Annotated in this window: 21 protein-coding genes; 6 read left to right on the top strand and 15 right to left on the bottom strand. The window is 70.5% G+C overall.

Going from position 1 to position 23,099, the window contains the following annotated elements:
* Positions 1–16: 16 nt before the first annotated feature.
* The 5 genes from ACH4VO_RS14435 to ACH4VO_RS14415 form a co-directional block, all read right to left on the bottom strand.
* Complete coding sequence (locus ACH4VO_RS14435) at positions 17–817, bottom strand: aldose 1-epimerase (protein WP_360995988.1); 801 nt, start codon at positions 815–817, stop codon at positions 17–19.
* 126 nt (positions 818–943) lie between these two features.
* Positions 944–1,987 (bottom strand): SRPBCC domain-containing protein, encoded by a 1,044-nt coding sequence (locus ACH4VO_RS14430; protein ID WP_360995985.1) that lies wholly within the window; start codon positions 1,985–1,987, stop codon positions 944–946.
* 83 nt (positions 1,988–2,070) lie between these two features.
* Complete coding sequence (locus tag ACH4VO_RS14425; RefSeq protein WP_360995982.1) at positions 2,071–3,669, bottom strand: polyamine aminopropyltransferase; 1,599 nt, start codon at positions 3,667–3,669, stop codon at positions 2,071–2,073.
* A 118-nt stretch (positions 3,670–3,787) separates the two neighbouring features.
* Positions 3,788–4,309, bottom strand: coding sequence for a DUF2617 family protein (locus ACH4VO_RS14420; protein WP_360995979.1), 522 nt, complete (start codon positions 4,307–4,309; stop codon positions 3,788–3,790).
* Between the two features lie 316 nt (positions 4,310–4,625).
* Positions 4,626–4,895, bottom strand: a complete 270-nt coding sequence (locus tag ACH4VO_RS14415) for a hypothetical protein (protein WP_360995976.1) — start codon at positions 4,893–4,895, stop codon at positions 4,626–4,628.
* Positions 4,896–5,012: 117 nt separating this feature from the next.
* Between ACH4VO_RS14415 and ACH4VO_RS14410 the strand changes: the two genes are divergently transcribed.
* Positions 5,013–6,212 carry a pyridoxal phosphate-dependent aminotransferase gene (locus ACH4VO_RS14410; protein WP_398440942.1) on the top strand — a complete coding sequence of 400 codons (1,200 nt, stop codon included), beginning with the start codon at positions 5,013–5,015 and terminating at the stop codon, positions 6,210–6,212.
* 119 nt (positions 6,213–6,331) lie between these two features.
* On the opposite strand, the gene ACH4VO_RS14405 is transcribed toward ACH4VO_RS14410, so the two are convergent.
* The 3 genes from ACH4VO_RS14405 to clpB all read right to left on the bottom strand — a co-directional run bounded on the left by ACH4VO_RS14405 (position 6,332) and on the right by clpB (position 11,218).
* A complete protein-coding gene (locus ACH4VO_RS14405) occupies positions 6,332–6,886 on the bottom strand; it encodes a YbjN domain-containing protein (RefSeq protein WP_360995970.1) in 555 nt (184 codons plus the stop codon).
* Positions 6,887–6,956: 70 nt separating this feature from the next.
* Positions 6,957–8,225: an MFS transporter gene (locus ACH4VO_RS14400; RefSeq protein WP_360995967.1), complete on the bottom strand. Its 1,269-nt coding sequence runs from the start codon at positions 8,223–8,225 to the stop codon at positions 6,957–6,959.
* A gap of 386 nt (positions 8,226–8,611) precedes the next feature.
* Complete coding sequence (gene clpB / locus ACH4VO_RS14395) at positions 8,612–11,218, bottom strand: ATP-dependent chaperone ClpB (RefSeq protein WP_360995965.1); 2,607 nt, start codon at positions 11,216–11,218, stop codon at positions 8,612–8,614.
* Between the two features lie 144 nt (positions 11,219–11,362).
* Between clpB and ACH4VO_RS14390 the strand changes: the two genes are divergently transcribed.
* On the top strand, positions 11,363–11,764 hold the full coding sequence (locus ACH4VO_RS14390) for a TIGR03618 family F420-dependent PPOX class oxidoreductase (RefSeq protein WP_360995962.1): 402 nt from the start codon (positions 11,363–11,365) through the stop codon (positions 11,762–11,764).
* A 189-nt stretch (positions 11,765–11,953) separates the two neighbouring features.
* On the opposite strand, the gene ACH4VO_RS14385 is transcribed toward ACH4VO_RS14390, so the two are convergent.
* Together ACH4VO_RS14385 and ACH4VO_RS14380 are read right to left on the bottom strand one after the other, a co-directional pair.
* Positions 11,954–12,274 carry a (2Fe-2S)-binding protein gene (locus ACH4VO_RS14385; RefSeq protein WP_069171793.1) on the bottom strand — a complete coding sequence of 107 codons (321 nt, stop codon included), beginning with the start codon at positions 12,272–12,274 and terminating at the stop codon, positions 11,954–11,956.
* Positions 12,271–12,522 carry a 5'-nucleotidase gene (locus ACH4VO_RS14380; protein ID WP_360995960.1) on the bottom strand — a complete coding sequence of 84 codons (252 nt, stop codon included), beginning with the start codon at positions 12,520–12,522 and terminating at the stop codon, positions 12,271–12,273. The genes ACH4VO_RS14385 and ACH4VO_RS14380 overlap by 4 nt, the downstream gene beginning before the upstream one ends.
* A 128-nt stretch (positions 12,523–12,650) precedes the next feature.
* Between ACH4VO_RS14380 and ACH4VO_RS14375 the strand changes: the two genes are divergently transcribed.
* Positions 12,651–13,634: a helix-turn-helix transcriptional regulator gene (locus ACH4VO_RS14375; protein ID WP_360995957.1), complete on the top strand. Its 984-nt coding sequence runs from the start codon at positions 12,651–12,653 to the stop codon at positions 13,632–13,634.
* Between the two features lie 144 nt (positions 13,635–13,778).
* On the opposite strand, the gene ACH4VO_RS14370 is transcribed toward ACH4VO_RS14375, so the two are convergent.
* The 4 genes from ACH4VO_RS14370 to dnaK form a co-directional block, all read right to left on the bottom strand.
* A complete protein-coding gene (locus ACH4VO_RS14370) occupies positions 13,779–14,225 on the bottom strand; it encodes a heat shock protein transcriptional repressor HspR (RefSeq protein WP_360995954.1) in 447 nt (148 codons plus the stop codon).
* A gap of 1 nt (position 14,226) precedes the next feature.
* Positions 14,227–15,411 carry a molecular chaperone DnaJ gene (dnaJ, locus tag ACH4VO_RS14365; protein WP_360995951.1) on the bottom strand — a complete coding sequence of 395 codons (1,185 nt, stop codon included), beginning with the start codon at positions 15,409–15,411 and terminating at the stop codon, positions 14,227–14,229.
* 93 nt (positions 15,412–15,504) lie between these two features.
* Positions 15,505–16,155, bottom strand: coding sequence for a nucleotide exchange factor GrpE (gene grpE, locus ACH4VO_RS14360; protein WP_360995948.1), 651 nt, complete (start codon positions 16,153–16,155; stop codon positions 15,505–15,507).
* Positions 16,152–18,005, bottom strand: coding sequence for a molecular chaperone DnaK (gene dnaK, locus ACH4VO_RS14355; RefSeq protein ID WP_360995945.1), 1,854 nt, complete (start codon positions 18,003–18,005; stop codon positions 16,152–16,154). Before dnaK ends, grpE begins: the two co-directional genes overlap by 4 nt.
* A gap of 305 nt (positions 18,006–18,310) precedes the next feature.
* On the opposite strand from dnaK, the gene ACH4VO_RS14350 reads away from it, so the two are divergent.
* The 3 genes from ACH4VO_RS14350 to ACH4VO_RS14340 all read left to right on the top strand — a co-directional run bounded on the left by ACH4VO_RS14350 (position 18,311) and on the right by ACH4VO_RS14340 (position 22,506).
* Positions 18,311–18,982: a sugar transferase gene (locus ACH4VO_RS14350; protein ID WP_360995942.1), complete on the top strand. Its 672-nt coding sequence runs from the start codon at positions 18,311–18,313 to the stop codon at positions 18,980–18,982.
* A 90-nt stretch (positions 18,983–19,072) separates the two neighbouring features.
* Positions 19,073–21,340: a (Fe-S)-binding protein gene (locus ACH4VO_RS14345; RefSeq protein ID WP_360995940.1), complete on the top strand. Its 2,268-nt coding sequence runs from the start codon at positions 19,073–19,075 to the stop codon at positions 21,338–21,340.
* 224 nt (positions 21,341–21,564) lie between these two features.
* Positions 21,565–22,506: a Yip1 family protein gene (locus tag ACH4VO_RS14340; protein WP_360995938.1), complete on the top strand. Its 942-nt coding sequence runs from the start codon at positions 21,565–21,567 to the stop codon at positions 22,504–22,506.
* Between the two features lie 87 nt (positions 22,507–22,593).
* Here the strand turns inward: ACH4VO_RS14340 and ACH4VO_RS14335 are convergent, their stop codons facing one another.
* Positions 22,594–23,094: a phosphoribosyltransferase gene (locus ACH4VO_RS14335; RefSeq protein ID WP_360995936.1), complete on the bottom strand. Its 501-nt coding sequence runs from the start codon at positions 23,092–23,094 to the stop codon at positions 22,594–22,596.
* Positions 23,095–23,099: the final 5 nt, after the last annotated feature.

The raw sequence follows: 23,099 nt of genomic DNA, 5'->3' as shown, positions 1-23,099 counted from the left end.
GGTACCGCGCGGCCGCTCAGAGCCGCACCCAGCTCCAGGTGGCCGCGATCTCCAGGGGGTCGATCGGTGTGACCAGCCGAGGGGTGGTGTTCAGCCCGTTCGGCGGTCCGGACTGCGGCTCCACACAGACCGCCTCGGCCTGCTCGTCGTAGATCACGACCCACTCGTCCCGGCTTCTGACCGTCAGTTCGAGCTGTTCGGGCCAGGTGAGCTTCACATCGACGCCGTCGGGCATCCCGAAGCAGTCGTCCCACGGACCGGGGCGGGGGTCGATACGCCGGCCGGTCGGCAGGTGATCGTCGCCCCGCTCCTCCTGCCAGGCCGCGTCGAAGGCGATCCGCACGTCCTGGCCCCCGAGATTCCGGAGGAACCAGGGATGCCAACCGGCCTGCGCCGGGAAGGAGTCACCGTACGTCTCGATGCCGAGGCGGAGGGTCAGTGCGTCCTCCGTCAGCTCGAAGGACTGCGTCACCCGTCCCTCGTACGGCCAGGGGTCGGCCAGGTCGTAGAAGAAAGCCGCCTCCGCGTCGTCCTGCCGGGCGAGCTGCCAGACGGTGTCGCGTCCGGTGCCGTGAATGGCGTGCGGCGGGGAGTTCAGAGGCAGTTGGTGCGGGCGCGGCTCTCCGCCGTTGCGGAAGAGGCCGTTCTCGGTGCGACCGCACCACGGCACCATCGGGAAGCAGCCGTACCGCTCGCCTTGGCGCAGCAGTTCGGTGCCTCGGATGCGCAGGCTGCCGATCCGGCAGCCATGGACGGGGTCGACGGTCAACTCGGCGTCGCCGGCGGTCAGCCGGACGCTCTTCTCAGCTCTGCTCACCCCCACGACACTACTGGCGCGGCCGGGAGGTGACCCGCCGTCCTCCGGATCGGCACACGGCGCCGGTCCGGTGGACCCCGGAGCCTCGGGGCGAGGACGGGCCCGGCCCGTCCGCCGGTCCGGGCCTCACCGGCGGCGGCGCAGGGCCCGGCCGATGACGACGGCCGAGGCGATCGCCAGCGCGGCGGCCGGAGCGGCCCAGCGCAGCGCGAGGCCCGCCGGGCTCGTGTCGGTCGACGGCACGGGGGCGTACCGGCCACGCGGCGGGGCGTGGTCGACCTCCTCGGTACTGCGGCCGATCATGGTGCGGCGGGCGTGCGCGGCCTCGGCCGGCGGCTCGTCCGGCACGGTGAACTCCAGCTCCGCGGCAGGATCGAGCGCGGACGGCGGCACGGGTGCGTCGAACACCGACTCACTGCCCGGCTCCTCCTCGGACGGCCGCTCTCCGGAAGGCCGCTCCTCCTCGGACGGCCGCTCCCCGGACAGCCGCTCCTCGGCGGGTGATCCAGGGGCCGGCGCACCGGCAGCCGGCTTCTCCTCGGCCGGTACCTCCTGCGGTGCGTCCTCCGGTACGTCCGCAACCGGGGCATCGCCGGCCGGCGCCTCCGCAACCGGGGCGTCGCCGGTCGGCGCGTCCGCGGCCGGCCGGCCGGTCGCGCCGGCCGCCGAAGCCGCGCCGGGCTCCTCCGCGTCCCGCGCCGTGGCATCCCGGTCCGGTGCCGCGTCGGCCCCGTCCCGTGACGCCAGCGACTCCGTCACCAGCTGCTGCGTCAGCCGGTCCAGCAGCCGGTGCGCCGCCGCGAGCGCCGCGTCCTCCTCCAGGTCCACGATGCGGCCGTCGCCGCTCGCCGTCCCGGCGAACCCGATCGTCGTACCGCCGTCCGACTCGGTGAGGCCGATCGTCAGGGCGAGCCGCGCCGAGCCCGTGCCCCGGGCTTCCGCCCCTTCCCCCGTCACGGAGAAGCCCGTGCCGGAGGGCCGCAGCGTCAGCGACCCGCGGTAGGTGATCGTGTGCCCGCCGATCCGGAGCTTCAGCCGGCCCGCCAGCGGTCCGGCGGCCGCGTCGGCCTCCTGCTGGAAGCCCGGGACGCAGCGCGCCACCCGGGCAGGATCACCCAGCGTCCGTCGAAGGGACGCGACCGGAACCGGAACGAACACCTCATGCTCCATATCGTCCGAGCCTACTCAGCTCCGGCCGTCCCGTCAGCGCTTCCACACCCGTGACTCCTCACGGACCCCTCTCGTCCCTCACCTCACATCCGTTCCCGGTAGCGCGGGTGCACCAGCGTCGAGGGGGGTACGTCCCTCTGCCGTACCCGCTCCGCGGACCGCCCGGCCGCCGCCAGTTCCCGCTCCCCCAGCGACCGGAGCGCCGGGGCCCGCGGGTCGGTGCCGAGCCGCCCCACCCTGTGCGGGGCGGCCAGGACGAACCCCCAGTCGTGGGGCGTGCCCGGCCCGCCCGCCGCCCGGCCGGGACCCGCGGCGAGGCCGGTGAGCCGCCCCTCGACGCGGTACGGGCGCGTCGCCAGGCCGCCCGCGCGTATCGAGGCCTCCACCGTCCAGAACGTCGTCCGCACGCTGTCCGGAGCCCCCGCGTGCACCGCCAGCCGCCCGCCCGGAGTGAGGACCCGGGCGACCAAGCCGTAGAACTCGGCGGAGTAGAGCTTCGTACTGGCCGTGACGCGCGGGTCGGGCAGGTCCGAGATCACGACGTCGTACCGGTCGCGCGTGGCCCGGAGCCAGGTGAACGCGTCCGCCGTGGCCGTCGTCAGCCGCGCGTCCTCGAACGCGTGCCCGTTCAGCTTCGAGAGCGCCGGGTCCGTACGGGCCAGCCGGGTGACGCCCGGATCGAGTTCGACCACGACGACGGACCGCACGTCGCGATAGCGCAGCACCTCACGGGCGGCCAGCCCGTCGCCGCCGCCCAGGATGAGCACCCGCCCGTGGACCCCCTTCATCGCCGGGTGGACCAGCGCCTCGTGGAGGGGGCACTCGTCGCGGGAGCTGGCCCGGAGCCGGCCGTCCAGATACAGGTCGAGCGAGCCGTGTCCCGCCCCCGTCAGGACGACCTCCTGCACCTCGGTCCGCACGGCGACCCGCACCTCGGCGCCGTACATCGCGCGCCGCGCAGCCCGCTCGAAGTCGTCGACCAGCACCGACGCCGTGGCCAGCAGGGCGATCACCGTGACGTTGGCGACGATCAGCAGCCGCCGCGACCCCGGGGCGAGGTCCCGCCGGAACACCCAGAGCACCAGCGCGCCCCCGGCCGCCGCGTTGACGGCGCCGGTGAACAGCGCGCCGGAGAGCTGCCCCATCCGCGGAAGGAGGAGGAACGGAAAGGCGAGGCCGCCGACGAGAGCGCCGACGTAGTCGGCGGCGAAGAGGTCGGCGACGGCCCCGCCCGCGTCCTGCCGGTCCACCCGCTGGATCAGCGTCATCAGCAGGGGGATCTCCGCCCCGATCAGGACACCGATGGCCAGTGAGAACCCGACCAGCGCGTATCGCGACTCCCCCAGCCACGCGAAGGAGGCGTACAGGACGAGCGCCGAGGCGCCGCCGACCAGGGCCAGGGCCGCCTCGATCAGCCCGAATCCGACGGCGGCACGGCCGCGTAGACGTTTCGCGAGCAGCGAGCCCAGGCCCATCGCGAACACCATCACGGAGAGCACCACGGAAGCCTGCGTGACCGAGTCGCCGACGAGGTAGGAGGCCAGGGCGAGGAGCTCCAGCTCGTACACCAGCCCGCACGCGGCACAGATGAAGACCACGGCCAGCACCAGGAAGCGGCCGGTCCTGGGCCGCACCGGAAGCCGCGCCGCGCTCCCTCGCTGCGACACCTCGTGGTCGATCATGAAAAAGACGCTACGTGACGGAAAGGTCGCTCCTTGTCACCCACACGGGTGCAAATACGGCGATCGCGCACGGCTCCGCACCGCACCCTCGCCCTTCCGCCCCCTCATGACACCCCACTCATGACACCGGCGCCGCCGCGCGTACGCCCACCCGGGTGCGGGTGACCACCAACTGCCCCTCCTGCGGGTACGCGTGCCACGTACGCCACCGCACCTGGCCCTCCGCACTCTGCGCCAGCATCGCCGTGAAGGCGTACGGGCTGCCGGGGAAGGTGCCGGCGAGGCCGTGCGGGTGGTCGGCCACCAGGGCGAGCAACTCCTGGGCGCGCCCCGCGAACGAGCCTTCGGAGAGCGTTTCGACGCGTGCCGCGAACTCGTACTCCCAGTCCCCCAGCCGCTCGGCGACACCGAGGGGCAGGGGCGTGCTGCTGCCGGGCATGCAGGCGACGGTCTCGGAGCACGTCCCGCGCTCCTCCTCCAGCAGTACCTGATGGGAGGCGCCGAGCAGCCTGAGCTGCAGGTCGGCGCCGGCGAGCCGGAGGTCGAGCACGGCGAGGGCGGGCAGCGGCCCGCACCCCAGGGTCCAGGCCAGATCGGCGGCGCGGGTATCGGAATAGGCGGTCTGGAGGGTCGTGAGCATGGGTCGGCTCCGCAAACACACATGGACACGTGGACAGGAGGCGCCCCCGGTGCGGCGGTGCGGTGCACGTGGGGGAGGGGAACACCCGATCCGGCCCAACTCGGGTCCGAGGGCTGAATGTTCTCTCCGACGAGGGAATCATGAAGTACCCCTACCCGCAGTGTTTTTACCCAACTTGCCGTGGTTTCCATCCCTCAGGGGACAGCACGGTTCAGTTGTTCCCTGTGCGGCCCAACAAAGAGGTGCCCGGCGGGAGTTCGTCCCGTCGGGCACCTGAGCCCGTCCTGGGAGGGCGGGCAGGAACGGAAGGCGCGGTTCAGTCGCCCCCGCCCCCGCAGCCGCCCCCACCGCCGCACGAGTGGCCGCCGCCCCCGCACGAGTGGCCGCCGGAGTGACCGGTGCCGCTGTCACCGCTCCACCAGCTGCCCCCGTCGGAGCCTCCGCCACCGTCCCCACCCGATCCGCGCCGGCTGCCACGCCCGCTGCGGCCCGCCAGCGGGTCCCCTCTGCGTCCCGCGCCCGCGACGAGCGCGATCAGTCCCACGACCACGACCACCACCACGGCCACCCCGATGAACAAGGCCATCGACCTCACGTCCTTCTCTCCCCCGAAGCGAGGTCCCCGCTTCTCGACTGACCGGGAGATTCCCATGCCCCGCGGGAGCCAAAGCGGACTTGAGCAAGTCCAGAGCTTCGGCACAGGATGGCGTCCATGACACAGGGACCGCAGGGACGACCGCTGCTCAACCGCCGCCTCGCCGCGTTCGGTACGACGATCTTCGCGGAGATGTCGGCGCTGGCCGTACGGACCGGCTCGATCAACCTCGGGCAGGGCTTCCCCGACACCGACGGCCCCGATGAGGTCCGCGAGGCCGCGGTCCGCGCCCTGCGCGCCGGGCACGGGAACCAGTACCCCCCGGGCCCCGGCGTCCCCGAGCTGCGTACCGCGATCACGGAGCACCAGCAGCGGTGGTACGGCCTGACGTACGACCCCGACACGGAGGTCCTGGTCACCACGGGCGCCACCGAGGCCGTCGCCGCCGCGCTGCTGGCCCTCCTGGAGCCCGGCGACGAGGTCATCGCCCTCGAGCCCTACTACGACTCGTACGCCGCCTGCATCGCCATGGCGGGCGGGACCAGGGTCCCCGTCACGCTGCGCCCGCACGAGGACGGCTACGTGCTGGACCTCGACGAGCTCCGCGCCGCCGTCACCCCGCGGACCCGGCTGATCCTCCTCAACACCCCGCACAACCCCACGGGCACCGTCCTGACCCGGGCCGAACTGGCGGCCGTCGCCGAACTCGCCTGCGATCGCGATCTCCTCGTCATCACCGACGAGGTGTACGAGCACGTGGTCTTCGAGGGCGAGCACATCCCGCTGGCGTCCTTCCCCGGCATGCGGGAGCGCACGGTTACCGTGAGCAGCGCCGGCAAGACGTTCTCGTTCACCGGCTGGAAGGTCGGCTGGATCACCGCGAGCCAGGACCTGGTCACCGCCGTGCGCTCCGTCAAGCAGTTCCTGACGTACGTCTCCGGCGGGCCGCTCCAGTACGCCGTCGCCGAGGCCCTGCGGCTGCCGGGCAACTACTTCGACGGCCTGCGTGCGGATCTGCGGGCCAAGCGCGACCTGCTGAGCAGCGGCCTCGCCGAGGCCGGCTTCGGGGTCTTCCGGCCCGCGGGCACCTACTTCGTCACCACCGACATCCGTCCGCTCGGCGGCGGGCGGGACGGCTTCGCGTTCTGCCGCGAACTGCCCGGACGGTGCGGGGTGGTGGCCATTCCGAACGCCGTGTTCTACGACCACCGGGACCAGGGCGCGCCGTTCGTCCGCTTCGCGTTCTGCAAGCGCGCGGACGTGCTCGCCGAGGCGGTCACCCGGCTGAAGAGCCTCGCCGCGCACTGACCCGCGCGGCGCGCGCGAGGGCCCGGCCCCGGGCGGCGGTCACGACGACCACCGCCCGGACCGGGCCCTCGGTACGTGCTCGGCCGGGCACCGTGCCGGACCGGCGCGCCGTTCCCGGGTCAGCCCTCGGTGGACTGCTCGGTGCCCTCGCCCTCGGTCTTCTTCTCGCCGGGCTCCAGGCCCAGACGCTCCACGAGCCACTTGTCGAACTCGATGGAGGCCCGGACCCAGCTGACCGTCGAGGAGACGAAGTGCTCCAGGCTGACGCCGGTACCGATGAGCATCTGCGCCTCACCGATCAGCCGGACGGAGGCCGCCGCACCCTCCTCGCCCTCGTGGGAGTGGGTGTAGACCTTGGGCCACAGCGTGCGGCGGTTCCAGTCGTCGATCGCGTCGAGGAGCTCGGGACGCCGGTCCAGGGCGTGCGGGCGGTCGTAGAACGTACGCACCGAGAAGACCTGCTGCTCCTCCTCGCCGCGGAACATGAAGTACGTGCGGAACTCTTCCCACGGCGCGGCGAGGTCGCCCTCGTCGTCGACGACGTACTTCAGCTCCATCTGCTCGAGGAGCTGCTTGACGAGGTCCTGGTCCGGGACCACGGGACCCTCGGGTCCTGCCGCCTGCGGCTCGGGCTGGCCGCCGAAGTTGGGGATCGAGGACGGGTCGATAGACATCGCTGGGTACTCCTGTGGATCGCTCGTGGTTTCCTGCCGTCGACCCTAGCCGCCCTCGCGGCCGGTAGTCCTACGCGCTCAGGGGAATCGTCCCCGCGCTCGTCTCCCGGGCCCGCGCCCAGGAGACCGCGACGGCGATCGCGCAGATCGTCCCGACGAGGCCCGCCCCGCCGATCGTCCGGGCGGAGGACCCGGACAGCTCCGCCGCCAAGCCCCCCGCCGCGACACCGATCCCCTGCATGGCGGTCAGTCCCGACCTCGCCAGCCCCAGGGCCTGACCGCGCTGGCCGGCCGGGGTGAGCAGGACGAAGGTGGCTCCGGCGGTGATCTGGTACGCGGAACAGATGCCCGACACCAGCAGCACCAGCAGGGCGGGCCCCACGGCGGGGTCCGCCCAGTAGACGAGCAGCGGAACGTTCGAGCCCACCGCAAGCGGCCCGAGCAGCTGCCTGCGGCGTTCCGCGCCGACGGCCGCCCGCCCCAGGAGGGCGGCGCCGACGACCATGCCCGCGGGGTGCGCGGCCAGCAGGAGTCCCACCGACGCGGCGCTCCCGCCGGCCTCCTCCGCGAAGGGGGCGGCCAGGCCCTCCGGGAGCACGATGAACCCCGCCAGCCAGCCGAGCGCGACGAGGGAGCGCAGCCGGGGGTCCGACCAGATCAGCGCGGCGGCGCTGCCGACCTGCGCGCTCATCCGCTTGGGCCGGGCGTCGGCGCTCTCGTCCACGGGCCGCGCCTTCACTCCCAGCCGGATCAGGAGGGCGGAGACCAGGAACGTGACCGCGTTCAGTCCCAGGGAGACGTGGCTGCCCAGCCACACCACGAGGACCCCGCCGACGGCGAAGCCGACGAGCTGCCCGGCCTGGTGGGTGATGAGCATGACCCGCTGCCCCCGCTCGTACAGGCGGGTGCCGAGCACAGCCGGCATCAGGGCGCCCTGCGAGGCGCCGAACGGAGCCTCGGCGAGCTGTGCCAGCACCAGCAGGGCGGCCAGCAGCGGCAGTGGCGTACCGGGCAGGGCCATCAGCCCGACGAGGACGGCACGGACCAGGTCGCAGCCGATCATGACGGTGCGCCGGGGGAAACGGTCCGCCAGTCCGGTCAGGAGCACTCCGGACAGCAGGGCGGGCAGGCTCGTCAGGGCGTAGGCCGCCGCGGTCCAGCCCGCCGAGTCGGTGCGTTCGAAAACCAGCAGGGAGAGCGCCACCCGGGCCAGCTGGTCACCCAGGACCGACTGAGCGAAAGCCGCCCACAGAGTACGGAATTCGCTTCGGCGAATAAGACTGTCACTTCTGCAATCCTTCGGCTCCGCGTCCGCCTCACCGGGTATCCGCTCCTTCATGCCCGCACCTTACCGGTTTCCGAATTCAGGAACGCTGCGCTCGTAAGGAAGGAAAAGAGTCCGGAGTGTCCTGATATCGAGCGGGGCCCGATCACCCGCGCGGGAACGGATCCGGCTCCGAGCAAGGAGGGAAATATGTATGGCCGGGATACAAAGTGCGGCGACATCCACGAACGCCTCCTCCTTCAATTCGGCCACCGAGCGAGAGATTTCGGCTCGATTTCGGGGGCTGCCCGTCAGGCGGTGCGTGCCGCATGCACGCATGATTGCGGGCGGACCGCGCACACACGTGTCCCCCCGGCCGGAACGCGAACGTCCGGCCGGGGGGACACCGGGCCCGGTCCAGCGGGCCCTTCGCCGCCGCCGCGGCTCCTTGAGGGCCGCCCTCAGAGCTTCTTCGCCGCCGGCGCGGCTCCCACGGTCAGCCCGTCTCCGGCCCGGTCCACCCGGACCGTGTCACCGTCCTTGACCTCGCCCGCGAGGATCTCCTTCGCGAGCCGGTCACCGATCGCGGTCTGGATCAGCCGGCGCAGGGGCCGGGCGCCGTACGCCGGGTCGTTGCCCTCCACGGCGAGCCAGGCCAGTGCGTCCGGGGTGACGTCGAGAGTGATCCTGCGGTCGGCCAGCCGGCCTGCGAGGCGGCCGATCTGGAGGCCCGCGATATGGGCCAGCTCGTCACCGGACAGGGCGGAGAAGACGACCAGGTCGTCCAGCCGGTTGAGGAACTCCGGTTTGAACGAGGCCCGCACGACCTCCAGGACCTGCTCCTTCTTCACCTCGGGCTCGGTCAGCGGGTCGACCAGGAACTGACTGCCCAGGTTCGAGGTCAGGACCAGGATGGTGTTGCGGAAGTCCACCGTCCGGCCCTGCCCGTCGGTGAGCCGGCCGTCGTCCAGTACCTGGAGCAGGACGTCGAAGACCTCGGGGTGGGCCTTCTCCACCTCGTCCAGCAGGACGACGCTGTACGGACGGCGGCGCACCGCCTCGGTGAGCTGGCCGCCCTCCTCGTAGCCGACGTAGCCGGGCGGGGCACCGACGAGACGGGCGACGCTGTGCTTCTCCCCGTACTCGCTCATGTCGATGCGGACCATGGCCCGCTCGTCGTCGAACAGGAAGTCCGCCAGCGCCTTCGCCAGCTCGGTCTTGCCGACACCGGTCGGTCCGAGGAAGAGGAACGATCCGGTGGGCCGGTCCGGGTCGGCGATCCCCGCACGGGTGCGCCGGACCGCGTCCGAGACGGAGCGCACGGCCTCCGTCTGGCCGATCAGCCGCCTGCCCAGCTCGGACTCCATGCGCAGCAGCTTCTGGGTCTCGCCCTCCAGGAGCCGCCCGGCCGGGATGCCGGTCCAGGCGCCGACGACGTCGGCGATGTCGTCCGGGCCGACCTCCTCCTTGACCATGGTGTCCTTGGCGGCCTCCTGCTCGGCCTCGGCCTCGGCCGCCTCGGCCAGCTCTCGCTCCAGGCCGGGGATCTCCCCGTACAGCAGCTTGGAGGCGGTGTCGAAGTCGCCGTCGCGCTGGGCGCGCTCGGCCTGACCCCGCAGGTCGTCGAGACGTTCCTTGAGCTCACCCACGCGGTTGAGGCCCTGCTTCTCCTTCTCCCAGCGGGCGGTCAGGCCGCGCAGCTCCTCCTCCTTGTCCGCGAGGTCGCGGCGGATCTTCGCCAGCCGCTGCTTGGAACCCTCGTCGGACTCGTTCTTCAGGGCCAGTTCCTCCATGTGCAGGCGGTCGACGGCGCGCTGGAGCTCGTCGATCTCCAGGGGCGAGGAGTCGATCTCCATACGGAGCCGGGAAGCCGCCTCGTCGACCAGGTCGATGGCCTTGTCGGGGAGGAAGCGGGAGGTGATGTAGCGGTCGGAGAGGGTCGCGGCGGCCACCAGCGAGGAGTCCGCGATCTGCACCTTGTGGTGGGCCTCGTAGCGGCCCTTGAGGCCGCGCAGGATCGCGATGGTGTCCTCGACGGACGGTTCGGCGACCAGGACCTGCTGGAACCGGCGCTCCAGGGCGGGGTCCTTCTCGATGCGCTCGCGGTACTCGTCCAGCGTGGTGGCGCCGACCATGCGGAGCTCACCGCGGGCGAGCATCGGCTTGAGCATGTTGCCCGCGTCCATCGCCGAGTCACCGCCGGCGCCCGCGCCGACCACGGTGTGCAGCTCGTCGATGAACGTGATGATCTGGCCGTCGCTCTCCTTGATCTCGGAGAGGACGGTCTTGAGGCGCTCCTCGAACTCACCGCGGTACTTGGCGCCCGCGACCATCGCACCGAGGTCCAGGGAGACGAGCCGCTTGTTCCTGAGGGACTCGGGGACGTCACCCTTGACGATGCGCTGGGCGAGACCCTCGACGACGGCCGTCTTGCCGACGCCGGGCTCGCCGATGAGCACCGGATTGTTCTTGGTCCTGCGCGACAGCACCTGCACGACGCGGCGGATCTCCTGGTCCCGGCCGATGACCGGGTCCAGCTTGCCCTCACGCGCGGCGGCCGTGAAGTCGGTGCCGAACTTCTCCAGGGCCTTGTACTGGCCCTCGGGGTCGGGAGTGGTCACCCGGCGCCCTCCCCTGCTCTTCTCGAACGCGTCCAGCAGCTTCTCGGCGCCGGCTCCCTGTCCGTCGAGGATCTCACCCGCGCGGCCGCCCTTCGCGGCGATGGCGATCAGCAGGTGCTCGGTGGAGAGGTAGTCGTCCCCGAGCTCCTTGGCCCGCTGGTCAGCGTCGGCGAGCACGGCGAGCAGGTCACGACTGGGCTGGGGCGGCGCCACGGTCGACCCGGTGACACTCGGCAGCGCGCCGAGGAGCCGTTCGGCCTCCGTACGCACGGCCACCTGGTCGGCCTCGACGGCGGCCAGCAGGTCGGTGATGTTCGCGTTGTCCTCACCGGCGAGCAGTGCGAGCAACAGGTGTCCGGGGGTCAGATCGGGGTGCCCGTCCTTGACGGCCCTGCTGGTGGCCGCGTTGAGGGCGTCCCGGCTCTTGTTGGTCAGCTCGGCGTCCACGGGCGCTGTCTCCTCCTCGTGCTGGTGTATCCGGCCTGGCAACTATGACTCTCACAACGAGTACAAAGTTGAGTCTATTCCACTCAAGCCTGAACCGTCGCCTCCGCCGTGGCCCTTCGTGTCCCCTGTACCTAGGCTGACCCCATGCCTGATGTACGCAACCCCGGACCCGAGTACCTCGCCTTCTGGCGGGAGCGCCACGTGTGCACGCTGACGACGCCGCGGCCCGACGGGACACCGCACGTGGTGCCGGTCGGCGTGACGTACGACCCCGAGACGCTGACGGCGCGCGTCATCACCGACGGGCACAGCCGGAAGGTCGCCCACGTCCTGGCGGCCGGCCCGGAGGGGGCACGGGTCGCGGTCTGCCAGATGCAGGGGCGCCGCTGGGCGACCCTGGAGGGCCGCGCGGTGGTCCGCACGGAGCCCGGCGAGGTGGACGACGCCGTACGCCGCTACGCGGAGCGGTACGAGCGCACGCCGAGGCCGAACCCGGACCGGGTCGTCATCGAGATCGCCGTGGACAGGGCGCTCGGAAGGGGCTGAACGTCTTCGCTCCGTCTTTCCTGCGGCCTTTCACTTTCCGCCGCACTTTTCTTTTCCTTTTCCCTTCCCTTACCCGCCCGGACCCGGTTTCCGGTTCCGGGCAGCACAACGGCGCCACCGTGTTCAGGTCACGATGGCGCCGTTGTGTGGGGGAAGCGCCTGAACGATATGGAACGACGGGGGAATCGTTCAGGCACTGCGGGGGGTGGCGGAAATGGCTTCTTGTTCGAACAGCTCGTGGTCGCGCTGATCGAGATTGACGAAAATCATGCCGTACCTCACGGCACAGCGAACCGGTTGCGGAGCCCCCCGGGGCCGACGGAGGCATCGATAGGCGCGGATGTCCTCATCCGTTTCCATCACGACGACGATCGGCTCTCCGAACAGGGTGACCATCAACGAATCGCCCTGGCGGGTGAGGGCCGTGAGCAGATCGATGAAGTGCCACCCTGACCGATACGCCGTAGCCATCTCCCGCCGGAAGGTGCGGTCGTCCGGAGGGGTGGTCATGCGACTGTGCGAGCCGGAGCGTTCCAGCCGATGTCGCCCTGGGCGTTCCAGCCGATGTCCCCCTGGCCACCCTGGGGAGCGATCCAGCCGATGTCCTTGGGCGCTGCTGCCTGCACGTTCCAGCCGATGTCACCCGGCGCAGCAGCCGCCTCGCTGCTCCAGCCGATGTCGCCCGCGCTCGACAGCCCGAAACCCATGGCCGCGACGAACGAGGCGGCAAGCGCCGAGCGAAGCATTCGCTTGTACATAGTCGGCTTCGTCCTCACTTGTGGATTCTTCTCCCCCGCACTGAAGACGATGTCTCACCTGGGCACTCGAACACCACCGAGTCGATGCATCATGTTCCTGTAAGAGCAGGAAGCTGGGGGGTGGAGATATGGGCGCAAGTACCGCAAAACCGGTACATCCTCATGGGATCGCCGATCTGTGTGAAGACGGAGTGCGCCTTTACGCCATCGCGTTGCGTACCGGGCGGATCGCCCGCGCCGAGGTCGAACCAGCCCCCTGCCTGATCGAGTTCGCCCTCCTGCATCCCGATCCCGACGCCACGGACTGGCTCCGCCCGGTCGCCCCGTCGGCGGTCCTGGCCCAGCACATGCATCCCATCGAGCGCGAGATCCAGGAACGGCGGCGGCATTCCTTGGCGCTGGCCGAGTGTTTCGAGCCGTTCATGGACATCAGCGCCCAGGGCCCCTCGACCACGCACGCCATCACCGTGCTGGAGGGCGTCAACCGGATCAACGCGTCCCTGGACCTGGCGACCGCCGAATGCCGCTCCGAGGTCCTCACGGTCCAGCCGGGCGGCGGGAGGCCCGAGGACAGCCTCAGCAAGTCCCTGGAGCGCGGGCTGTCGGTCGTGCACCGCGGCGTCAGGATACGCACGCTTTACCAGCACACCGCGCGCCACAGCCAGAGCACGCTCGCCTATGCCGAGCGCATGGCCGGCGACCACGTGGAGATACGCACCCTCGAAGAACTCATCGAACGCCTGATCGTCTTCGACCGCACCGTCGCTTTCATACCCGCCCAGGACGACCGCATGGTCGCCCTGGAGCTACGGCACCCCGGCCTGGTCGAGTACCTCGCCAAGGTCTTCGAACAGCTCTGGACCAGGGCGGCCCCGCTGCTCGAAGAGATCAAGTACGAGCCGACTCCCGCGGGCATCAGCGGTGTTCAGCGCTCCATCGCCCAACTCCTCGTCGAGGGACACGTGGACGACTCCATCGCCCGCCGCCTCGGCATGAACGTCCGCACCTGCCGGGCCCATGTGGCCAAACTGTCGGCCACCCTCGGCAGCACGAGCCGCGCCCAGCTCGGCTACCTGATCGCCCGTTCGGGGATCCTGGACCAGGACGCCTGACCCCTGAGGGCTCCGGCACCACGGAAGCGGCCGGAGGCCGTCCTGCGAGCCGTACGGGCGGCTCCCCGCCGCACTCCGGCCCCCACGCGGACAGGGCCCGCCCCCGGGTCGTGAAACCCCGGGGGCGGGCCCTGTCCGGCCGTCTCAGTCCTTCGGCCTCTTGGGCCGCCAGACCACCAGCGCACCGGCCTGCTGCACGTCCTGGTACGGGACGAGGTCGCGCCGGTAGGAGGCGTGCACCTGGGCCTCGCGCTGCTGCATGGCCACGGCCGCGCCGTCCACGGCCGCCGAGAGCTCGGCGACACGCTGCTGGAGCGCGGCGACCTGGTTCTCCAGCTCGATGATGCGCTTGATGCCCGCGAGGTTGATGCCCTCGTCCTGCGACAGCTGCTGCACCGTGCGCAGCAGCTCGATGTCCCGTGCGGAGTAACGCCGGCCGCGCCCTGGCGTACGGTCGGGCGAGACCAGGCCGAGACGGTCGTACTGCCGCAGCGTCTGCGGATGCAGGCCCGAGAGCTGGGCCGCGATCGAGATCACGTAGACAGGTGATTCGTCCGTCAGCTGGTACGGATTACGTCGACGGCCGTCCATCTCAAGCTCCCTTCGCAGCCTGGAACAGCTCCGCCCGCGGGTCCTCCCCCGCGGTCGCCTTCCGGTAGGCCTCCAGGGCCTCCTGAGCCTCCGCGCCGAGGTCGCCGGGTACGGAGACCTCGACGGTGACCAGCAGGTCGCCCCTGGTCCCGTCCTTGCGCACGGCACCCTTTCCGCGGGCCCGCATCGTACGCCCGTTCGGCGTGCCGGGCGGGAGTTTCAGGGTGACGGGCGGTCCGCCGAGCGTGGGCACCTTCACCTCACCGCCGAGCGCCGCCTCCACGAAGGTGACGGGCACGGTGACCGTGAGGTTGTCGCCCTTGCGGCCGAAGACCGGATGGGCGCCGACGTGGACGACGACGTAGAGGTCACCGGCCGGGCCGCCGCGCTCGCCGGGGCTGCCCTTGCCGCGCAGCCTGATCCGCTGCCCGTCCAGGACGCCCGCAGGGATCCGCACCTGCATGGTGCGCGCCGACTTCGCCCGGCCACTGCCCTTGCAGACGTCGCAGGGGTCCTGCGCGATGAGGCCGCGGCCCTTGCAGTCCACGCAGGGGTCCGTGAGCGAGAATCCGCCGCCGGTCCCGCGCGACACCTGCCCGGTACCGACACAGGTCGGGCAGACCCTCGGAGTGCCGTTCTTGTCTCCGGTGCCCGAACATGCCTTGCAGGGGGCCTGGCTGGACATCCGGAGCGGGACCGTGGCCCCGTCGACGGCCTCCGTGAAGCTGAGGGTCACCTCGGACTCGATGTCCTGGCCGCGGCGGGGCTGGACACGGGTGCCCGCACCGCCCCGGTTGAACAGTCCGCCGAAGACGTCGCCCAGGCCACCACCGCCGAACCCACCGGCGCCGCCCTGACCGCCGCCCCCGGGCGCTCCCCCGAAGAGGTCGCCCAGGTCGAAGTTGAAGTTGCCGCCCGCACCACCGGGACCCGCCCGGAAGCCCCCGTTGCCGAACAGGGCGCGCGCCTCGTCGTACTCCTTGCGCCTCTTGGGGTCACCGAGGACGTCGTTCGCCTCGGAGATCTCCTTGAAGCGCTCCTCAGCCTTGGAGTCGCCCTTGTTGGCGTCCGGGTGGAACTCGCGGGCGAGCTTCCGGTACGCCTTCTTCACCTCGGCGTCGGTGGCGTCCTTGGGGACGCCGAGAACCTTGTAGTAGTCCTTCTCGACGAAGTCCTTCGTGCTCATCGACGTCCCTCCTTCCGGACGATCGGCCGTGCGGCCGGCCAGTCGGCCGGCCGCACGCCCCGTCGGTGTGCACCGCAGTGGTCGGACGTGATGTCAGACCTCTTCGGTGCCACCGCTCTCCTCGTCGTCTGCCTTCTCTTCCTTGGCCGCCGCGGGCGTGGCACCCGGCTGCGGCTCCGCCACGGCCACCCGCGCGGGGCGGATCGTGCGCTCCCCGATGCGGTACCCCGGCTGCAGGATCGCCACGCAGGTCGTCTCCGTGACGTCCGGCGCGTACGAGTGCATCAGGGCCTCGTGGATCGTCGGGTCGAAGGGCTCGCCCTCCTTGCCGAACTGCTGGAGTCCCAGCTTCGCGACGACCGTCTCCAGGGATTCGGCCACCGACTTGAAGCCGCCGACGAGCTCGCCGTGGTCCCGGGCGCGCCCGACGTCGTCGAGCACGGGCAGGAGCTCGGACAGCAGGCCCGCGACCGCGACCTCCTTGACCTGGACCCGGTCGCGCTCCACACGGCGACGGTAGTTCTGGTACTCGGCCTGGAGCCGCTGCAGGTCGCCCGTGCGCTCGTTGAGCGCGGTGCGGACCTGGTCCAGCTGAGCTGTCAGGGCCACTGTCTGCTGTACGTCCCCGGCCGGGGCCGCCGCCTCCTCCTCGGAGGGGGTGGCGGCCGTCGGTTCGGCGTCGTCGGAGTTGGCGCCGGAGGGGACGTCAGGCTTCTCCTCGAAGCCCGGAGTCTCCTCGGTCACGCCGCACCGCCCTTCTGGTCCTTCTCGTCGTCCACGATCTCGGCGTCGACGACGTCGTCGTCGGCCTTGGCCTGGCCGTCACCCGGCGCCCCGGCGCCCGGCGTCGCACCCTCGGTCTGGGTGTTGGCGTACATCGCCTGGCCCAGCTTCTGGGAGACGGCCGCGACCTTCTCGGTAGCCGTACGGATCTCGGCGGTGTCCTCGCCCTTGAGCTTCTCCTTCAGCTCGGTGAGCGCGGTCTCCACCTCCGTCTTCACGTCGCCGGGGACCTTGTCCTCGTTGTCCTTGAGGAACTTCTCCGTCTGGTAGACGAGCTGCTCGCCCTGGTTGCGGGACTCGGCGGCCTCACGACGGCGGTGGTCCTCGTCGGCGTACTGCTCGGCCTCTTCGCGCATCCGGTTGACCTCGTCCTTCGGCAGCGAGGAGCCACCGGTGACGGTCATCTTCTGCTCCTTGCCGGTGCCGAGGTCCTTGGCGGCGACGTGCATGATGCCGTTGGCGTCGATGTCGAACGCGACCTCGATCTGCGGCACGCCCCGCGGGGCCGGCGGCAGGCCGGTGAGCTCGAACATGCCGAGCTTCTTGTTGTACGCCGCGATCTCGCGCTCGCCCTGGTAGACCTGGATCTGCACGGACGGCTGGTTGTCCTCGGCCGTCGTGAAGATCTCGGAACGCTTGGTCGGGATCGTGGTGTTGCGCTCGATGAGCTTGGTCATGATCCCTCCCTTGGTCTCGATGCCGAGGGACAGCGGGGTCACGTCGAGGAGCAGGACGTCCTTGACCTCGCCCTTGAGGACACCGGCCTGGAGCGAGGCGCCGATGGCGACGACCTCGTCCGGGTTCACACCCTTGTTGGCGTCCTGGCCGCCCGTGAGCTCCTTGACGAGCTCGGCGACGGCCGGCATACGGGTCGAGCCGCCGACGAGAACGACGTGGTCGATCTCGGAGAGCTGGATGCCCGCGTCCTTGATGACGTTGTGGAACGGGTTCTTGCAGCGGTCCAGGAGGTCCGCGGTGAGCTGCTGGAACTGCGAGCGCGTGAGCTTCTCGTCCAGGTGCAGCGGGCCCTCGGCCGACGCCGTGATGTAGGGCAGGTTGATCGTGGTCTCGGTCGAGGACGAGAGCTCGATCTTCGCCTTCTCCGCGGCCTCGCGGAGACGCTGGAGAGCCATCTTGTCCTTGGACAGGTCCACGCCGTGCCCGTTGGCGAACTGCTTCACCAGGTAGTCGACGACGCGCTGGTCCCAGTCGTCGCCACCGAGGTGGTTGTCACCGTTGGTGGCCTTCACCTCGACGACGCCGTCGCCGATCTCCAGGAGGGACACGTCGAAGGTGCCGCCACCGAGGTCGAAGACGAGGATCGTCTGGTCGTCCTTGTCGAGCCCGTACGCCAGCGCGGCGGCCGTCGGCTCGTTGACGATGCGCAGGACGTTCAGGCCCGCGATCTCGCCGGCCTCCTTCGTCGCCTGACGCTCGGAGTCGTTGAAGTACGCCGGAACGGTGATCACCGCGTCGGTGACCTTCTCGCCCAGGTACGCCTCGGCGTCGCGCTTCAGCTTCTGCAGGATGAAGGCGCTCATCTGCTGCGGGTTGAAGTTCTTGCCGTCGAGCTCGATCTTCCAGTCAGTGCCCATGTGGCGCTTGACCGAACGGATCGTCCTGTCGACGTTCGTGACCGCCTGACGCTTGGCGACCTCGCCGACGAGCACCTCGCCGTTCTTCGCGAAGGCGACGACGGACGGCGTGGTCCTGGCGCCTTCGGCGTTGGTGATGACGGTGGGCTCGCCGCCTTCGAGAACGCTGACGACGGAGTTAGTCGTGCCCAGGTCGATGCCGACCGCACGTGCCATTTCGATTCCTCCAACTGACTACTTGAGTGGATCTGACTCAAGGATGCATCACACCCGCCCCGGAGTCAAAGGACCTGAGCCACTTACGCTCAACTTATGTGCTCGCACCCGCCGCGAACAGCCGTTTCCCGAGTTTCAGGCCCGGCGGTACAAGCCCGGCGACGCTGGGGACGGGCACCTGATCGCGACACCCGGCACACGGTGGGGCCCATGCCCCCCACCCACCTTCGCACCGTGGGATCGTTCTGTCACAAATTGCAGCGAGACGGTCATAACGGCACGTCACCGATCACGGGCAGGCACCCATGCGGAACCCGAAGCAGACTGCGCCACGAAGGAGACGGCACCCCGCCGCACAGGCGGCCGTCCGGGCGGTCGGCCGCACCCTCGGCCGCGTCACCGAAGCCCTGGAGGCGGTGACCGTCAAGCGGTCCCTCGACCTCGTACTCGGATCGGCGTTCCTGGCCCTCGCCGCCCCGGCGCTCGCCCTCGCCGCCCTCGCCCTCGCCGTCCGGCGACCCCGCGGCCGCGGCGGCGTACTGCGCCGCGAGATTCGGGCCGGCCTCGGCGGACACCCCTTCGAGCTGCGTTCGCTGCACACCCGCAGATTCCGCCTGGACCTGCTGTCCCGGCTCGTCCACGTCGTACGCGGAGAGCTCTCACTGGTCGGCCCGCCGCCCCTGCGCCCGGACGATCCGGCTCTTCTCGAGGCGGCGGCCGGCCGGTGGCGCCGGGAACTGCGCCCCGGCCTGACCGGCCTGGCGCAGGTGCGGGCCCGCTCCGGTATGCCCTGGGACGAGCCCGCCCTGCTCGACGCGCACTACGCGGAGCATCATGGAACATGGCTGGACCTGGCGATCATGGCGCGGTCCGTGCGGATCCACCTGCGCACGGAGTTCCGCACCCTGGCCCGGCGGGGAAAAGCCCGCCTGAGCGACACAGATCACCGCCTGCCCAACTACAGCGTGGCGGAATAAGTGGATAGTGTCAGCACAGACTGATTAAGTTACTGCTTAGTAATCGCTTGTTCCGCTGGATCCCACCCTCGCAGGCCCGAGGAGCCCCACATGCAACTCGCCGCGATCATCGTGTCGCTGGTGCTGACCGTCGTCGGCGTTGCGCTCATCGCCCGAGCCGTCGCGCAGATCTACCGGTTCGTCCGCCTCGGACAGCCGGTCCCGGCAGGCAGCCGCACCGACGACCCCAAGCAGCGCACGATCACCCTGGTCAAGGAGTTCCTCGGCCACACCCGGATGAACCGGTGGGGCATCGTCGGCTTCGCACACTGGTTCGTCGCGATCGGCTTCCTGACCCTGCCGCCGACGCTGCTCCAGGCGTACGGACAGCTCTTCCAGGCCGACTGGGTACTCCCGATCGTCGGCGGCTGGCTGCCGTTCGAGCTGTACATCGAGTTCATCGGCATCATGACGGTGCTCGGCATCGTCACGCTGATGGCCATCCGGCTGCTGAACCTGCCCTCCCGCGCCGGCCGCAAGTCCCGCTTCGCCGGCTCCAAGGCCTGGCAGGCGTACTTCGTCGAATACGTCATCCTCGCCATCGGCCTGGCGATCCTGACCCTGCGCGGCCTCGAGGGCGCGATCCACCACGTCGAGGGCTACGAGGCCGCGTACTTCGTCTCGTACCCCCTGGTGCTCGCCTTCAAGGGCCTCGCGCTCGGGACCCTCCAGAACCTCATCTACTTCGTCGCGATGATCAAGATCGGCGTCTCGCTGATCTGGATGATCACCGTGTCGTTGAACACCAACATGGGTGTCGCCTGGCACCGCTTCCTCGGCTTCCCCAACATCTGGTTCAAGCGGAACGCGGACGGCTCGTCGGCGCTGGGTGCCCTCCAGCCGATGACCAGCGGCGGCAAGGAGATCGACTGGGAGGACCCGGGCGAGGACGACACCTTCGGTGTCTCCCAGGTCGAGCAGTTCTCCTGGAAGGGCATCCTCGACTTCTCCACGTGTACCGAGTGCGGCCGCTGCCAGTCGCAGTGCCCCGCCTGGAACACCGGCAAGCCCCTCTCGCCGAAGCTCCTGATCATGTCCCTGCGCGACCACGCGCACGCCAAGGCCCCGTACCTGCTGGCCGGCGGCGGCAAGGACATGGAGGGCAACGAGAAGGCCACGGCCGAGCAGCTCGAGGACGTCCCCGCGGCCGCCCTGGCCGAGGCCGAGCGCCCCCTCATCGGGACGCTCGAGGAGAACGGTGTCATCGACCCGGACGTGCTGTGGTCCTGCACCACCTGCGGTGCGTGCGTGGAGCAGTGCCCCGTCGACATCGAGCACATCGACCACATCGTCGACATGCGCCGCTACCAGGTGATGATCGAGTCCGCGTTCCCGTCCGAGGCGGGCACGATGCTCAAGAACCTGGAGAAGAAGGGCAACCCCTGGGGGCTCGCCAAGAAGCAGCGTGTGGAGTGGACCAAGGAGGTCGACTTCGAGGTGCCGATCGTCGGCAAGGACGTCGAGGACCTCGCCGAGGTCGACTACCTGTACTGGGTCGGCTGCGCGGGCGCCCTCGAGGACCGGGCCAAGAAGACGACGAAGGCCTTCGCGGAGCTCCTCCACATCGCGGGCGTCAAGTTCGCGATCATGGGCGGCGACGAGAAGTGCACCGGTGACTCCGCCCGCCGCCTGGGCAACGAGCCGCTGTTCCAGCAGCTGGGCCAGGAGAACGTCGCGATGCTGAACATGGCGTTCGGTGAGGATGACGAGGACGACTCGACGAAGAAGGCGAAGTCGGCGAAGAAGATCGTCGCCACCTGCCCGCACTGCTTCAACACGATCGCCAACGAGTACCCGCAGCTCGGCGGCGAGTACGAGGTCATCCACCACACCCAGCTGCTCCAGCATCTGGTGGACGAGGGCAAGCTGGTCCCGGTGACGCCGGTCGAGGGTCTGATCACTTACCACGACCCCTGCTACCTGGGCCGCCACAACAAGATCTACACGCCCCCGCGCGAGATCATCGCGAAGGTGCCGGGTCTGCGGAACGAGGAGATGCACCGCCACAAGGAGCGCGGCTTCTGCTGCGGCGCCGGCGGCGCGCGGATGTGGATGGAGGAGCGGATCGGCAAGCGCATCAACAACGAGCGCGTCGACGAAGCCCTCTCCCTCAACCCCGACATCGTCTCCACGGCCTGCCCGTTCTGCCTCGTCATGCTGACCGACTCGGTCAACGGCAAGAAGAACGACGGCCAGGCGAAGGAGTCGGTCCAGGTCGTCGACGTCTCCCAGCTGCTGCTGGAGTCGGTGAAGACACCCGCCGACCCCTCGGGCGAGGCGGAGACGGCGGACGTGCCGGAGCCCGAGCCCGTCAAGTAGTCCCTCCCACCCGCACGGAAGCGGCCGGATCTGCCTCGGGGGCAGGACCGGCCGCTTCCGCGTGTGCGGCGCGGGTACGGGTCCGGCTGCGCGGGCCAGGACCACCACCGGGGGCGGGCAGACCCCCCAGGGTCCCCCTAGGGGATGTCACAGCTAGGCCGCAATGGGCCGCTTGTTCCCCCGGCCCCCACACCGCGTCCGCGCGGACCAGGTACGTTCGACACGTGGCTGGATTCAGGATCGGACGCGGCCGGGACAACCGCACACCGCAACAACACCCGCAGCAGCAACAGCCGTACGGCACGCAGGCACCACCGCCGCCGTACGGCCGCCAGTCGTGGCCTCCCACGGGCGGCGGCGGCGCACCGTACGGCGGCCCCCAGGGCGCCCCGTACAGCGGCGGGCACGGGGGCGGCGGACACCCGGGGGGAGGCGGGCACGGGAGCGGCGGGCAGGGCGGCGGACACGGCGAGCCGGAGTACTTCGGCGACCCCTACCACCAGCCCCCGCAGCAGGATCCGTACGCCAACGCCCCGGGCCACACCCAGGCGTTCAGCATCCACGAGGACCCGTACGGCGACGGGAACACCTACCAGGCAGGCCAGGCCCCCGCCCAGCCCGCCGGCCCCCGGCTGCCCTGGAAGCAGCTGCTGAGCGGCGTGGTGCTGCGCCCCGGACCGACGTTCTGGCAGATGCGCGACTACCCCGTCTGGGGCCCCGCGATCGCCGTCACGTTCGTGTACGGGCTGCTCGCGCTCTTCGGCTTCGACCAGGCCCGCGACGAGGCGATCCACGCGGAGGTCTCGACGGCCGCCCCGTACGTCGTCTTCACGGGCATCGGCTTCGTCGTCGGCGGTCTCGTCCTCGGCGCCGTCACCCACACCCTGGCCCGCCAGCTCGGCGGCACGGGGGCCTGGCAGCCGACCGTGGGCCTGTCCATGCTGATCATGTCGATCACGGACGCGCCCCGCCTGGTCTTCGCCCTGTTCCTGGGCGGCGAGAACACCCTGGTCCAGCTCCTCGGCTGGGTCACCTGGCTGGCCGCCGGCGCGCTGTTCACCTCGATGGTGAGCAAGTCGCACGAGCTGCCCTGGCCGAAGGCGCTGGGCGCTTCCGCGATCCAGCTGATCGCGCTGCTCTCGATCATCAAGCTCGGCACCATCTGACCGCACACGCACAGGAGGAGGGCCCCGGGGCCCTCCTCCTGTGCGTGTGTCCGTGTCCCTCGACGTGTGCGTGCGGGACCCCGCCGCCTACGCGTCGAAGACCTGGCCCTCCCGGCGCACGACGGGCTTCTCGACGCTCCAGGGGAAATTGATCCACCGGTCGGTCTTCTTCCACACGTACTCGCACTTCACGAGCGACTGCGGCTTCTCGTAGATGACCGCGCTGCGCACCTCGGCCACATGATCGACGCAGAAGTCGCGGACCAGCTTCAGCGTCCTGCCGGTGTCCGCCACGTCGTCGGCGATCAGGACCTTCTTCCGCGTGAAGTCGATGGCGTTCGGAACGGGCGCCAGCATCACGGGCATCTCCAGCGTGGTGCCGACGCCGGTGTAGAACTCGACGTTCACCAGGTGGATGTTCTTGCAGTCCAGCGCGTACGCCAGACCGCCCGCGACGAAGACCCCGCCCCGCGCGATGCTCAGCACCACGTCGGGCTCGTAGCCGTCGTCCGCGACCGCCTGCGCCAGCTCCCGCACGGCCCGCCCGAAGGCCTCGTACGTCAGGTTCTCCCGCGTCTCACCAGCCATGCCGC

Source organism: Streptomyces sp. NPDC020780, from assembly GCF_044334475.1.
In the GTDB taxonomy this organism is placed as follows: Bacteria; Actinomycetota; Actinomycetes; order Streptomycetales; family Streptomycetaceae; genus Streptomyces.
This window is presented reverse-complemented; position numbering and strand designations above follow the sequence as displayed.

Coding starts and splice junctions, on each gene's coding strand:
- ACH4VO_RS14430 (WP_360995985.1), bottom strand. CDS start 1,987: ATGGAGCATGAGGTGTTCGTTCCGGTTCCGGTCGCGTCCCTTCGACGG.
- ACH4VO_RS14425 (WP_360995982.1), bottom strand. CDS start 3,669: ATGATCGACCACGAGGTGTCGCAGCGAGGGAGCGCGGCGCGGCTTCCG.
- ACH4VO_RS14420 (WP_360995979.1), bottom strand. CDS start 4,309: ATGCTCACGACCCTCCAGACCGCCTATTCCGATACCCGCGCCGCCGAT.
- ACH4VO_RS14415 (WP_360995976.1), bottom strand. CDS start 4,895: ATGGCCTTGTTCATCGGGGTGGCCGTGGTGGTGGTCGTGGTCGTGGGA.
- ACH4VO_RS14410 (WP_398440942.1), top strand. CDS start 5,013: ATGGCGTCCATGACACAGGGACCGCAGGGACGACCGCTGCTCAACCGC.
- ACH4VO_RS14405 (WP_360995970.1), bottom strand. CDS start 6,886: ATGTCTATCGACCCGTCCTCGATCCCCAACTTCGGCGGCCAGCCCGAG.
- ACH4VO_RS14400 (WP_360995967.1), bottom strand. CDS start 8,225: ATGAAGGAGCGGATACCCGGTGAGGCGGACGCGGAGCCGAAGGATTGC.
- ACH4VO_RS14390 (WP_360995962.1), top strand. CDS start 11,363: ATGCCTGATGTACGCAACCCCGGACCCGAGTACCTCGCCTTCTGGCGG.
- ACH4VO_RS14385 (WP_069171793.1), bottom strand. CDS start 12,274: ATGACCACCCCTCCGGACGACCGCACCTTCCGGCGGGAGATGGCTACG.
- ACH4VO_RS14380 (WP_360995960.1), bottom strand. CDS start 12,522: ATGTACAAGCGAATGCTTCGCTCGGCGCTTGCCGCCTCGTTCGTCGCG.
- ACH4VO_RS14375 (WP_360995957.1), top strand. CDS start 12,651: ATGGGCGCAAGTACCGCAAAACCGGTACATCCTCATGGGATCGCCGAT.
- ACH4VO_RS14370 (WP_360995954.1), bottom strand. CDS start 14,225: ATGGACGGCCGTCGACGTAATCCGTACCAGCTGACGGACGAATCACCT.
- dnaJ (WP_360995951.1), bottom strand. CDS start 15,411: ATGAGCACGAAGGACTTCGTCGAGAAGGACTACTACAAGGTTCTCGGC.
- dnaK (WP_360995945.1), bottom strand. CDS start 18,005: ATGGCACGTGCGGTCGGCATCGACCTGGGCACGACTAACTCCGTCGTC.
- ACH4VO_RS14350 (WP_360995942.1), top strand. CDS start 18,311: ATGCGGAACCCGAAGCAGACTGCGCCACGAAGGAGACGGCACCCCGCC.
- ACH4VO_RS14345 (WP_360995940.1), top strand. CDS start 19,073: ATGCAACTCGCCGCGATCATCGTGTCGCTGGTGCTGACCGTCGTCGGC.
- ACH4VO_RS14335 (WP_360995936.1), bottom strand. CDS start 23,094: ATGGCTGGTGAGACGCGGGAGAACCTGACGTACGAGGCCTTCGGGCGG.